Consider the following 12,556-nt stretch of genomic DNA (forward strand, 5'->3'; position numbering starts at 1 on the left):
ATGGACCTCAAGGAAACCGATATCCTCGGCGACAGCATCGGCGAGCATTGGTATTACGCTTCCAAAGCAGCGGCGACCCGCCGGTTGCTGGGGGAGACACCGATAAAAAGCATCCTTGACGTCGGCGCCGGGTCCGGTTTTTTCTCCCATCATTTATTGGCCCGCACGGGAGCGCATGAGGCCTGGTGCGTGGACATCAGCTATCCCGCCGAATCCAGTGCCAGCACGGGTGGTAAACCTGTGCATTACCGCCGTGCGATCGATACCGTGGACGCCGATCTGGTATTGCTGATGGATGTGCTGGAACACGTCGACGACGATCTGGGTCTGCTCAAGTCCTATGTCGACAAAGTGCCGTCCGGCAGCCGCTTCCTGATGACCGTGCCGGCGTTCCAGTTCATGTGGAGCGGGCACGATGATTTTCTCGAGCACAAACGCCGCTATACCCTGAGCCAGTTCGAGTCTCTGACAAAGAACGCCGGATTGACGGTCGAGAAAGGCGCTTATTACTTCGGCGCAGTGTTCCCGATTGCCGTTGCGTCGCGCCTGATTCCCGGTGGTTCAAGTGGTTCGAAACCGCGCTCGCAACTGAAAAAACATCACCCGCTGGTTAATACGCTGCTCAAGACCCTGTGCAGCCTGGAGCTACCTTTGATGGGCATGAACCGCCTGGCCGGACTGAGTGTATTCGTGCTGGCGCGCAAACCGTGACGTCTGCCGGGAAAGACGCGCTGATCCGGCGTGGCCTGCGCTTTGCTGTGACAGGTCTGTTCGTCACCGCGTTGCATGCGCTGGTAGCGGTTTTTTTCATCAACTTCGTGAGTCCTCAGCCGCCGCTGGCTAACGGCGTGGCATTTGCCATTGCGACAGTGGTGTCCTACGTGATCAACACCACCTGGAGTTTTTCCGCTCGTTTGCACGGTAAAACGCTGCTGCGATTCCTGCTGGTTTCGGCGGGAGGTTTTCTTTTGGCGATGTTCGTCGCCTGGGCCGCGCAGATGGCAGGGCTGCACTACCTGCTGGGTATCGTGGCGGTTGCGCTGACCATTCCGGCATTCACTTTCGTACTGCACAACTTCTGGACCTATCGATGAAGGATATACGCGAGCACCCGGCGCTCTCCTTGCTGCCGTTGCTGTTGGGGGCGCTGGTGTTTTTCCTGACGATCGGGCCGCAGGCGCTGAATCCGCAAAACATTGCCTGGCTGGAACAGGGTGATCCGGCGACGCATTATCTGGGCTGGGAATTCTTCCGACGTGCGCCCTGGACTTTTCCGCTCGGGCTCAATCCGTCCTATGGCCTGGAACTGAGCAGTTCGATCATCTTTTCCGACTCCAATCCCTTGTTGGCGTTGTTGTTCAAGCCCTTCAGTGCGTGGTTGCCGGACACCTTCCAGTACTTTGGCCTGTGGCTGCTGGCGTGTTGTGTCCTGCAAGCCTGGTTCGGCTGGAAACTGCTCGGGCTGATCAGTGGCAATCCCGTGATTCGCCTGTTGGGCACGGGCCTGCTGGTGTTTTCGCCAGTCATGCTTCTGCGCATGGGCGCGCATCTTTCTCTGGCGGGACATTTCCTGATTCTGGCCGCGCTGTATCTGGCGCTGGTGCCGGGTCTGCGTCGACGCCATTGGACCTGGGGTTCGTTGCTGGCGGTGACGTCATGGGTGCATGCCTACCTGCTGGCCATGGTGGCCCTGATCTGGCTGGCGGATCTGTTGGGCAAGGCATTCAGTCGCCAATTGACCCCGCGTCAGGGGCTGATCGAAGGTGGATTGCTGTTTGCGCTGGTGAGCGTGTGCTGCTGGCAGGCCGGCTATTTCAGCATTGCCGATGGTGCGGCCTCGGCCGGCTTCGGCTTGTACCGGATGAATGTGCTGTCGCCGGTCGATCCGGCGGGCTGGTCCCGGGTCCTGCCCGATTTACCAAAACGCGAGGATGACTTTGAAGGCTTCAATTACATGGGGCTGGGCGTTCTCCTGATGGTGCCTGTGGCAATGATTGCCTGGATGGGCAACCGCCAACCCTTGAAGGACATGGTGCACGCACGTCCATGGCTGTTGCTGGCCTTGTTCGGACTATGGGTTTTCGCACTGTCGAATCAGATCGGAATCGGCTCATTGACCGTCGTTTATCCGCTGCCGGAGATGATCCTCAAGTTGGCCAATGTCTTCCGGGCCTCGGGGCGGATGTTCTGGCCGGTGCTGTATGCCCTTGTTCTGGGCGTGCTTTATCTCGTGGTGCGTGGTTACCGACCGCGTGTTGTCATTTTTTTGCTCGCCACAGCACTGGTGGTCCAGGTCGCCGATACCCGCAATGGCTGGCTTGGGTTGAGACAGGGGAAAATGCTTGCGCCATCGGCGACCTGGGGCAGCCCGATGCACGATTCTTTCTGGGCAAGCGCAGCCGGGCATTACGCGAATGTCCGCAGTCTGATGCCGCAGAATCAGAACGATCGATGGCAGGTGATTGCCGGGTTTGCCGCTGCTCACGGCATGAAGACCGATGCCGTCTATCTGGCACGCGTGAGCGCTTCGGCACTGACGCTGGCGCAGCAGAAAGCACGAGGCATGCTCGACTCGGGGCGTTACGACGCGGACTCGCTGTACATCCTGAGTGACGACGTCCTGGCGGACGCAGCCAAAAGCATCAACAGTGAATCCGATCTGTTGACCCGTGTGGATGGCCTCATTGTGCTCGCTCCCGGGTGGAAAAGTTGCGCACAGTGTCTGTCCATCAAGGATGAGGGGCAGCGGATATCCATGATTCCCCTCTCGGTGCCTGGACAAACGCTGACATTCAACTATCGGAACCGACAACTGGCCGACGGCTGGTCGACACCGGAAAGCTGGGGCACATGGACGGACGGGCAACAGGCGAAAATCGAAATGCGCCTGGTGCCGCAGGCGCGTTCAATCGTGCTCTACGCATTGGCCTTCGTCCAGCCACAGCATCCCGCTCAGCGAGTGATCGTGAACCTCAATGGCGAACAGGTATTGAGCACGAGTCTGACACAGCTCCTTGGCAATCGCCTGGAGGTTCCGATCAGTTCCTCGCTCAGTCAGCGCCTTGCGAGAGACGACCGGCTCACTATCGAACTGCAATTGCCGGATGCCATCAGTCCCCGGCAGCTGGGTATCAATGATGATTCGCGGGTCATGGGCCTGGGGCTGAAGTCTCTGACGGTGCAATGACGCACCGTTTTGATGGACGCTGCCCCTGCAGCCTTTCTACACTGCCCGCAATCCGGGGACAGGGGGCAATGGATGAACCGCAATGAACTTCGCAAAGCCGACATCAACCTGATGGTGGTGTTCGAAACCTTGATGCTCGAACGCAACGTGACACGGGCGGCGGAAAAGCTGTTTCTCGGCCAGCCGACCATCAGTTCGGCGCTCAATCGCTTGCGCACCATGCTCAACGATCCATTGTTCATTCGCGTCGGTCATCGCATGGAGCCGACAGCCCGCGCCGAGGACATCTATCGCCATCTCAAACCCGCGCTGGACTCGCTGTCCGTGGCGCTGAGCCTGACCCGTGATTTCGATCCCGCCGTCAGCACCATGACCTTTCGCATCGGCCTGTCGGACGATGTCGAGTTCGGTCTGCTGCCGCCGCTGTTGCGCGCCTTGCGCCAGGAAGCACCAAACGTGGTGTTTGTGGTGCAGCATGTCGATTACTGGCGGATTCCCGATCTGCTGGCGGCGGGTGACATCACCGTCGGTATCAGCCAGACCCGGGGCCTGCCGGCCAATGCCAAGCGCAAGCTGTTGCGACATATCCAGCCGAGCATCCTGCGTGCCGACAAGTCCGACACCCCGTTGACCCTCGATGAATATTGCGCACGTCCGCACGTACTGGTTTCCCACACGGCCAATGTCAGTGGCTATGCCGATGAGTGGCTGGCGGATCTCGGTCGCACCCGTCAGGTGGTGTTGTCGGTGCCGCAATACAGCGCCTTGCCGGCGCTGCTCGCGGGCACTGATCTGATCGCCAGCCTGCCGGACTACACGGCCGAGGCCATGGCCGCCTCAGGGCTGCTGTTCAAGGAAGCATTCCCGTTCAAGACCCCGACACTCGATCTGTCGATGGTCTGGCTCAGCCATGTCGACAGCGACCCGGCCGAGCGCTGGCTGCGCTCACGGCTGGAACAGTTCATGAGCGAGCGGCCTCTGATGCCATCGTTGGCGTGAGTCAGCCGTTGCTGTGGTATATGTACGACCTTTCTGCCGACCGATTGGAGTCTTTCGATGCCACACCTGCACGTGGAGTACACCGCCAACCTGCCGCAACTGAACGCCGATGTGGCGTTGATCCGGCTCAATAACACGTTGGTGGCGTCCGGTCAGTTCGCGGCGGAGTTCGACATCAAGAGCCGCGCGGTGAAGGTCGAGACCTTCAAGGTCGGTACCGGCATGGGCGAGCGCGCCTTCGTGCACGTGAAGCTGGCACTGCTCAGTGGCCGCTCGCCGGAAATCAAGAAACAACTCTCGCAGAGCCTGCTGGCGGTGCTGCAGGAGTTGTGCGAATGGCCGACCGGGGTCGAAGTCCAGCTGTGTGTGGAGTTGCTGGATATCGACCGCGATTCCTACAGCAAAACCGCCATCGGCATGTAGGACTCAGGCCGCTTCCAGCTCCGCGCAGGTCTTGATGATCTGCTCGCGCAGCCACAGGTTGGCGCTGTCCTGATCGACGCTGTGACTCCACTGCATGTCCAGAGTGAAACCCGGCAGGCCGTTGGGCGCCTCGCAGTGATTGAACACCGCATCGTTGGTCAGCAAGCGCTGGATCCGCCGGGGCAGGGTCAGGATGAAATCCGTTCCGGTAATCATCTTCAAGGCGGCGCTGTAGCTGTTGGAGCGGGCGACGATCTGGCGCTTCTGTGCCTGCCGTGCCAGCCAGCCATCGACCATGTTGGTGGTCGAGGTCCAGGGCGTGGGGAACACATGCCGCCGCTCGGTGAACGCTTGCAGGCTGAGACGTGGCTCCAGCGGTGTCGCACGTTTGTCGAAAACGCAGACCAGATCATCTTCCAGCAACATCCGGGATTTCAGGTCGGCATGGCTGCGATGGAAGTGCGGACCGAAACAGATCACCAGGTCGAGGCTGCCGTCGCGCAACTCCTGTGCCGGGACATCGGTTTCGAACTTGTGCATGTTGACCATCACCGGCAGATCGTCGAAGTCGAAACGCTTCAACATGCGCGGCAGGATCAGTTGTTCGAAGTATTCCGGGGCGCAGATGTTGAAGGTCACCGGCTGTGCCATCGGGTCGAACGCCGGGGCGCCGGCGTGGCACAGGTTGATGCTTTCGAGGATTTTCTGCACGTGGCCATACATGCTGCTGGCCTTGTAGGTCGGGCGCATGCCCGTGCGGGTGTTGACGAACAGCTCGTCTTCAAAACTGGTGCGCAGTTTCTTCAGGCAGTAACTGACGGTGGACTGACTGACAAACAGCGCCTCCGACACATCGGTGACGCTGCTTTGCTCATACACGGCGACAAACACCATGAGATCCTGCATGTCGAGCTTTCTAAGCAAGTTACTGTTCAGCATCCGTTCCGTCTCGCTGTGCTCCTTGCGCCGAATCCGCGCAAACGTGTGCGCATGATCGTAACGGAACGATGGTGCCAGGAGAAAGCCCTGTAGGATTTTTCACGGACAGTTGTGGGACAGAAAGTTTTAGTAATACGACGTATCAAATCCTTCGTGCGAAAGATGGCCAGAAGCCTTTAACCAGACAAGGGAAGAGCCGTGCACAACGCCCGATCAGTGAAAGTGCCGGGCGTAATCTCGAGGGTCGAAACGCAGCACCATCAGCAGCATGACCGCCATCACCGCAGTCAGCGACCACCAGGCCCATTCGAAGCTGCCCAGCCGATCGCGGATCACCCCTGCCAATAGCGGTGAGAGGCCGGCGATCAGATAGCCGACACCTTGTACGAAAGCCGTCAGACCGCCTGCGTGTTGCGGGTTGTCGAGGTGGTCGAGGGAAACGATCAGGCTCATCGGAAACAACCCGCCAATCCCCAGCCCCAGCAGGCACGGCCACAGCAGACTCAGGTGTTGCGGGCTGAGGATCAGCCCACAGAACCCGGCAATGATCAGCACCAGCAGGGCGCCCAGCACCAGGCGCCGGTCACGGCTTCGGTTGGCAATCGCCGGAACCACCAGGCCTGAAATCACTTCCATGGCCGTCAGAAAACCCAACAGCAGACCGGCATTCTGCTCACTCCAGCCTTTTTCCACGTAATACGGCGCGAGCCAGGCCAGCACACAGGTGTAGGACGCCGTTCCAAGACCGAAAAAGAGGGCGAGCAGCCAGGCGCGGGGATGATTGATGAAGGATTTTTTCTTCACTGCCGTGATCGTGCAGGGCGGGGCGTCCTCGCGTTGTGACCACCAGAACACCAACGCCAGCAGCGCCAATACCGCCCAGATCGCCAGCCCGGCACGCCAGCTGCCGGTGTCGAGCATCACCCGCGGCGCGAGCGAGGCGGCCAGTGCGGCACCGCCCATGATCGATGTGACATAGAGCCCCATGCAGAGTGCCACGTTGCCGGGAAACCGCGACTTGATCAGCGCCGGCATCAAGGCCTGGATCAGCGCGATGCCGAACCCGGCCAGGACGGCACTGACGATCAGTTGCGGTGCCGAATCGAGAAACAGCCGGGACAGGGTCGCCACTCCGATGATCAGCAACGACAGCACCACCGTGCGTTGCTCGCCGAGGCGCTGGCTGATGCCGACGCCGAAGAACATCGCCAGTCCCATCGCCATCACCGGCAGCATGGTAAGCAGCGATGCCAGACTGAAGCTCAGCGCAATATCGCCGCGAATCGCCGACAGCAAAGGCCCGATGGCGGCCATCGACGGGCGCAGGTTGAGGGCGACCAGAATGATGCCGAGCATCAGCCAGACAGCAGGGCGGGAAGTGACGCGTGTACTTTCCATGTTCGGACCTTTGAGTGAACGCCCAGCGATTAAGCGAGCGCAGTGCCGCCGGCGGCAAATCAGAAAATCCCGGGTGGTATTTAAAAAGTCGATAGCCAGTCGATTGGCGGGTTTGACAGGTTCATTGGCGGTTCAGACAGAAGGCAGTCCTGGTCAGGAACCGAGTCTGCGGAATCTTTCTGTAAGACTATTCTTGTTCTCAGGCAGGCAATTTCATCAAAGCACAGACCTTGCGGAGGCGCGGAAAGCACCGATGGCGATATATACTGCGCGCCATTCTTGAAGGGAGAGCCGTGTGGCCATCGATATTCACTGGATTCGCGACAACGATAGCCTCGCGCGGTTTTGCGCCGAGTGGCAGCAGTTGCCTTTCGTTGCCCTCGACACCGAATTCATGCGGGTCGACACCTTCTACCCGATTGCCGGCCTGTTGCAGGTCGGCGACGGCAAACGCGCCTATCTCATCGACCCGCTGACCATTGACGCCTGGCAACCGCTGGCGGCGTTGCTGGAAAACCCGGCGGTGCTCAAAGTGCTGCATGCCTGCAGCGAAGACCTCGAAGTCCTGTTGCGCCTGACCGGCAGCCTGCCGGCGCCGCTGTTCGACACGCAACTGGCGGCTGCCTACCTGAACCTCGGGTTCTCGATGGGCTATTCGCGTCTGGTGCAGGAAGTGCTCGGCATTGAACTGCCGAAGGGTGAAACCCGTTCCGACTGGCTGCAGCGTCCGTTGTCCGACACGCAGATCAGCTATGCCGCCGAAGACGCCGTGCATCTGGCGGAGGTTTTCGTACAACTGCGTCCGAAACTGTCCGACGACAAATTTGCCTGGGTGCTGGAGGACGGCGCCGAACTGGTCGCCAACCTGCGCCGCGAGACCGATCCCTACGAGGTGTATCGCGAGGCGAAGCTGGCGTGGAAACTGTCCCGCGCTCAACTGGCCGTGTTGCGCGAACTCTGCGCCTGGCGTGAACGCGAGGCCCGTGCCCGCGACCTGCCGCGCAATCGTATTGTCCGTGAGCATTCGCTGTGGCCGCTGGCCCGCACGCAACCTGACAGCCTCAGCGCGCTGGGCAAGATCGAAGACATGCATCCGCGTACCGTGCGTCAGGACGGCGAATTTCTGCTTGATCTGATCAAGCGCTCTGGCAGTGTGGGGCCTGACCAGTGGCCGCCGGCCGTGCCGGAACCGCTGCCGATCGAAGCCGCCGCGCTGATCAAACGGTTGCGGGCCCTCGGTCAGGCCGAAGCCGAACGCCTGGGGATCGCGCCGGAACTGATGCTGCGCAAGAAAACCCTCGAAGCGCTGGTCAAAAGCGGCTTCCCCGAGGGGCCTTATCAATTGCCTGATTCGCTGCGTGGCTGGCGCCGCGAATTGATGGGCCAGAAGCTGCTCGACAGCCTGGCCACCGCCGGAGAACAGCCTTGAAACGTATTTGCTCCATTTATCAAAGTTCGAAAAAGAGCGGCATGTACCTCTACGTGCTCAAGAGTGATGCCCTGGAGCGCGTGCCGGAAGGTCTGATGGCGGCGTTCGGCAAGGCGAAGCATTCCTTCGATCTGGTGCTGACCCCCGAGCGCAAGCTGGCCAGCGAAGACATCGCCGTCGTCCTGGAGAACCTCGACAGGCAGGGTTACCACCTGCAGATGCCGCCGGCCGAAGAAGAGTACATCGAGCACTTGCCGGAAGAGTTGCTGCGCCGCAACGACCCGGTCTGACCTGCGAGGCCCTGTCCTGGGCCTCTTGTAATCCCTGAAACTGTTTTTACCGAGATGACTGCCCCCAGACGGGCGGTCGTCTGCACGGCTTGCGAAAGGTTTGAAGATGCGCGTTCTGATTGCTGAACACGACCACGCGGTATACGCCCGGCTGCTGCGTCAGGCAGCTCCCGAGCTTGAAGTGCTGACCAGCGGCGACTCCGCCGAGCTGGCCCGTCAGGCCGTTGATTGCCCCGTATGGCTGGGGCAGCCCGATCTGCTGGCGACCCTGTTGCGTCAGGGCCATCAGCCACGATGGCTGCAATCGACCTGGGCCGGCATCACGCCGCTGCTGGCCGACGGCTTGCGTCGGGATTACCGCCTGACCCGGGCGGTCGGTATTTTCGGTCAGGTGATGGCCGAGTACGTGCTGACCTACATGCTCGGTCACGAGCGTGAAGTGCTGGCCCGGCTGGTGAGTCAGGTCGAGCGCAAATGGGACAACCGCACCGGCCAGAGTCTGGTGGGGCGCAAGGTGCTGATCGTCGGCACCGGTGACATCGGCCAGAGCGTGGCGCAGTTCCTGCTGCCATTTGGCGTCGTGCTGTATGGCATCGCCAGCAGCGCCCGGGAGCAGGCGCCGTTTGTCGAAGTCGGTTCGATGGCTGACCTGCCACGGCTGGTGGGTGAAGTGGATTACGTGGTCAATCTACTGCCCAACACCGAGCACACTCATGACATCTACAACGCAGCGCTGTTCAAGCAATTCAAGCCGACCGGGTTGTTCATCAACGCCGGACGCGGTGTGGCGGTGGTCGATGCGGATCTGGTGGAAGCGCTGAAGGAAGGCCATCTGGCCGGCGCGGTGATCGACGTTTGCCGTCAGGAGCCACTGCCACAGCGTCATCCGTTCTGGACCGCATGGGGCTTGCTGTTGACCGGGCACAGCTCGGCACCGACATCGCCGCCGATGATGGTGCAGTTGTTTCTGGATAACCTGCGGGCGTACCAGGCGGGCGAAGCGTTGCGCGGGGAAGTGGATTTCGCGCGCGGTTACTGAGTCCGCCGCTATACAAATGTGGGAGCGAGCTTGCTCGCGAAAGCGGTGTAACAGTCACGATCATTATTGACTGACACAACGCCTTCGCGGGCAAGCCCGCTCCCACAGTTCGTTTTGCAGTGTGGCTCAGAGGGTGAAATCGCCTTCGGCCGCCAGCTCGCTCAAAGGACGACGCGGGCTCGGCACTTCCCGTGCCTGCAGGTAGTCCGCCAGGGTTGCCTTGTCACCCAGCTTGCCGACGGCGACTGCCGCGTGCAGTGCGTAACCTTGCGGGATGTTCAGCTCCTTGCGGGTCAGCTCCTGATCGAAGCCGGCCATGCCGTGAGTGTGCCAGCCGCTCAGGCTCGCTTGCAGTGCCAGGTGGCCCCACGCAGAACCGGTGTCGAAGGTGTGCCACAGTGCGGGTGTTTCCTCGGTCGCACCCGGGGCGGTGAAGGTGGTTTTGGAAATCACGATCACCAGCGCCGAAGCATGCTGCGCCCAGGCACGATTGAATTCATTGAGCAGGCCCAGGTAGCGCTCCCAGTTCGGCGTGTCGCGACGGGCGTAGAGAAAACGCCACGGCTGCGAGTTGTACGCCGACGGTGCCCAGCGCGCGGCTTCGAAGAAGCTCAGCAGGGTTTCTTCCGGGATCGCTTCGCCGGTGAAGGCGCGGGGCGACCAGCGATCGGTAAACTGCGGGTGAATGGCGTAATCGGCAACGCGAGGGTTGGCACTCATCGAGAGATTCCTTGCTACGTTTGAGAACAGGTTGGAAGCGAAACCCGGCAGGATCAGCCGGGCTGAACGATGGGGGGCGAGTCTCAAGCCGTGCAGTTCACCGGAGTGCAACGCGGTCGAGCGTCAATGGCCTCCGGCCCGGGCTTCTTGAGACTGGCAAAGCTACTTGGCCGCGCAAAAACTGACAAGCCCCGCACAACCGACAGTCGCCGACGCTTGGCCCACAGGGCCTTGGGCACTAGACTGGCGGCCTTTTCACCACCTGATGTTGATGCTTGAGCCATGGCCGCCAAAGTCGAACCGTTCTGGAAACGCAAAACCCTCGATCAACTGGATCACGAGGAATGGGAATCGCTGTGCGACGGCTGTGGACTGTGCTGCCTGCAGAAGCTCGAAGATGAAGAAGACAACAGCGTCTATTACACGCGCATCGCCTGCAAACTGCTGGACCTGAAAACCTGCCAGTGCAGCGATTATCCGAACCGCATCAAGTTTGTTCCGGACTGCATCCAGCTCACCCCGGGCCAGGCCGAAGCATTCAAATGGCTGCCGCCGACCTGCGGTTATCGGCTGGTCAGCGAAGGCAAGGATCTGCCGTTGTGGCACCACCTGGTCTGCGGTGATCGCGACGCGGTGCACCACGAACGGATTTCCCAGTCCGGGCGCATGCTCGCCGAAGGCAGCGTGCCGGAAGAGGACTGGGAAGATCACCTGATTTTCCGGGCCGGCTAGGCTCCCGAGAATTCAGGTTCCAAAGTCAGGTTACAACAAGGAGTGTGTATGGCTGTGGGATTGCGCCGGACGTTGATCGTCGGATTGCTGGCGCTGAGCGCGCCGGTATGGGCGGCCAAGAAGGTCGATCTGGATTACCACGTGCGCCTGTTGCCGCAAAGCGATCAGGCGCAAGTGAGCCTGACCCTGGCCAAAGGCGAGGCCGTGCGCAGTCTGGATTTCGACCTCGGCGACGGCAGCCGCTACAGTGACTTCAAGGCCGACGGCCAATGGCAACTGACACCGGGCCAACACGCCCGCGGCGTGTGGCGCCCGACGGCGGACAAGGCCAGCCTGACCTACCGCGTACGCATCAGCCACGGCCGCAAGAGCGGCAGCTTCGACACGCGCATGACTCCGACCTGGGCGCTGATGCGCGGCGATGAACTGGTGCCGCCGGCCAGGCTCGATCAGCAGGACGGCATTGAACTGGTCTCGCGCCTGCAATTCGAACTGCCCGACGGCTGGAAAAGCGTCGAAACCGCCTGGCCACGTATCGGCAAGAACAAATTCCGCATCGACAATCCATCCCGTCTGCTCGACCGGCCCACGGGCTGGATGCTGGCCGGCCACCTTGGCAGCCGCCGTACGCGGTTGGGCGAAACCGAAGTGACGGTGGCCTCGCCGCAAGGGCAAGGCATGCGCCGGATGGATGTGCTGACCCTGCTGACGTTCGTCTGGCCGCAGGTGCAAGCGGTGTTTCCACGCCATCCGGGCAAGCTGCTGATCGTCGGCGCCAACGACCCGATGTGGCGCGGCAGCATGGCCGCACACGAGTCCATCTATCTCAATACCCGATTGCCCATGGTCAGCGAAAGCGGCAGCAGCCCTTTGGTTCGCGAGTTGGCGCAAGTGTTCGCACGGATCAACGACGAGCAGCGCAGCGACTGGATCAAGGAAGGTTTCGCCGAGTATTACGCCGTCGAACTGGTGCGTCGTGCGGGTGGCATGAGTGATGAACGCTATCAGGCGTTGCAGCTGAAACTGGCGAAGGACAGCCAGAAGGTAACGACCTTGCGCGGTGAACAGATCGGCCCGGCACAGGTATCCAAAGCGGTTTTGCTGCTGCAGGAACTGGATCGTGAAATTCGTCTGAAGACCCGCAACAAACGGTCGCTGGATGATGTGCTGCGCGGGGCCATGCATCTGGGGACAGTGGATACCAAGGCGTTCGGGCAACTCGCCGATAGCGTCATCGGCGAGTCTTCCAAAGTCCTTGATACCGCGTTACTGCAGTAAAGCCGTCATCGCTGGCAAGCCAGCTCCCACAGGTTTGTGCGGTGACTACCGATTGGTCTCCAGCCCAAAACATTGTGGGAGCTGGCTTGCCAGCGATGAGGCCATCAGCCTCAAGGCAAATC

The 12,556-nt window shown here is 60.9% G+C and carries 13 protein-coding genes; 10 read left to right on the forward strand and 3 right to left on the reverse strand.

Annotated features, from left to right (window positions below; translation table 11 throughout):
• The 5 genes from NWV16_RS07685 (at position 1) to NWV16_RS07705 (ending at position 4,609) form a co-directional block, all read left to right on the forward strand.
• The gene (locus NWV16_RS07685) at positions 1–711 is read left to right on the forward strand and encodes a bifunctional 2-polyprenyl-6-hydroxyphenol methylase/3-demethylubiquinol 3-O-methyltransferase UbiG (protein ID WP_260522572.1); all 711 of its coding nucleotides are present in this window, start codon (positions 1–3) and stop codon (positions 709–711) included.
• On the forward strand, positions 708–1,094 hold the full coding sequence (locus NWV16_RS07690) for a GtrA family protein (RefSeq protein WP_260522573.1): 387 nt from the start codon (positions 708–710) through the stop codon (positions 1,092–1,094). The genes NWV16_RS07685 and NWV16_RS07690 overlap by 4 nt, the downstream gene beginning before the upstream one ends.
• Positions 1,091–3,187, forward strand: a complete 2,097-nt coding sequence (locus NWV16_RS07695; protein WP_260522574.1) for a DUF6311 domain-containing protein — start codon at positions 1,091–1,093, stop codon at positions 3,185–3,187. Before NWV16_RS07690 ends, NWV16_RS07695 begins: the two co-directional genes overlap by 4 nt.
• A 72-nt stretch (positions 3,188–3,259) precedes the next feature.
• Positions 3,260–4,186: a LysR substrate-binding domain-containing protein gene (locus NWV16_RS07700; RefSeq protein ID WP_260522575.1), complete on the forward strand. Its 927-nt coding sequence runs from the start codon at positions 3,260–3,262 to the stop codon at positions 4,184–4,186.
• A gap of 57 nt (positions 4,187–4,243) precedes the next feature.
• Positions 4,244–4,609 carry a 5-carboxymethyl-2-hydroxymuconate Delta-isomerase gene (locus tag NWV16_RS07705; RefSeq protein ID WP_260522576.1) on the forward strand — a complete coding sequence of 122 codons (366 nt, stop codon included), beginning with the start codon at positions 4,244–4,246 and terminating at the stop codon, positions 4,607–4,609.
• Between the two features lie 3 nt (positions 4,610–4,612).
• Here NWV16_RS07705 and NWV16_RS07710 read toward each other — a convergent pair whose 3' ends face one another.
• Positions 4,613–5,548, reverse strand: a complete 936-nt coding sequence (locus NWV16_RS07710) for a LysR family transcriptional regulator (RefSeq protein ID WP_260522577.1) — start codon at positions 5,546–5,548, stop codon at positions 4,613–4,615.
• 213 nt (positions 5,549–5,761) lie between these two features.
• Complete coding sequence (locus NWV16_RS07715) at positions 5,762–6,946, reverse strand: cyanate transporter (RefSeq protein WP_260522578.1); 1,185 nt, start codon at positions 6,944–6,946, stop codon at positions 5,762–5,764.
• Positions 6,947–7,241: 295 nt separating this feature from the next.
• On the opposite strand from NWV16_RS07715, the gene rnd reads away from it, so the two are divergent.
• The 3 genes from rnd (at position 7,242) to NWV16_RS07730 (ending at position 9,704) form a co-directional block, all read left to right on the forward strand.
• Complete coding sequence (rnd, locus tag NWV16_RS07720; RefSeq protein ID WP_065257658.1) at positions 7,242–8,375, forward strand: ribonuclease D; 1,134 nt, start codon at positions 7,242–7,244, stop codon at positions 8,373–8,375.
• Positions 8,372–8,665, forward strand: coding sequence for a YcgL domain-containing protein (locus NWV16_RS07725; RefSeq protein WP_065257659.1), 294 nt, complete (start codon positions 8,372–8,374; stop codon positions 8,663–8,665). The genes rnd and NWV16_RS07725 overlap by 4 nt, the downstream gene beginning before the upstream one ends.
• 106 nt (positions 8,666–8,771) lie before the next feature.
• Positions 8,772–9,704 (forward strand): D-2-hydroxyacid dehydrogenase, encoded by a 933-nt coding sequence (locus NWV16_RS07730; protein ID WP_260522579.1) that lies wholly within the window; start codon positions 8,772–8,774, stop codon positions 9,702–9,704.
• Between the two features lie 126 nt (positions 9,705–9,830).
• On the opposite strand, the gene NWV16_RS07735 is transcribed toward NWV16_RS07730, so the two are convergent.
• Positions 9,831–10,424, reverse strand: a complete 594-nt coding sequence (locus NWV16_RS07735; protein ID WP_065257661.1) for a nitroreductase family protein — start codon at positions 10,422–10,424, stop codon at positions 9,831–9,833.
• 282 nt (positions 10,425–10,706) lie between these two features.
• Here NWV16_RS07735 and NWV16_RS07740 point away from each other — a divergent pair, with 282 nt between their 5' ends.
• Positions 10,707–11,156, forward strand: coding sequence for a YcgN family cysteine cluster protein (locus tag NWV16_RS07740; RefSeq protein WP_065257662.1), 450 nt, complete (start codon positions 10,707–10,709; stop codon positions 11,154–11,156).
• A gap of 48 nt (positions 11,157–11,204) precedes the next feature.
• Positions 11,205–12,434: a hypothetical protein gene (locus tag NWV16_RS07745; protein WP_260522580.1), complete on the forward strand. Its 1,230-nt coding sequence runs from the start codon at positions 11,205–11,207 to the stop codon at positions 12,432–12,434.
• Positions 12,435–12,556 lie beyond the last annotated feature (122 nt).

Source organism: Pseudomonas sp. BW7P1 (genome assembly GCF_024981055.1).
GTDB classification, from domain to species: Bacteria; Pseudomonadota; Gammaproteobacteria; order Pseudomonadales; family Pseudomonadaceae; genus Aquipseudomonas; species Aquipseudomonas bananamidigenes.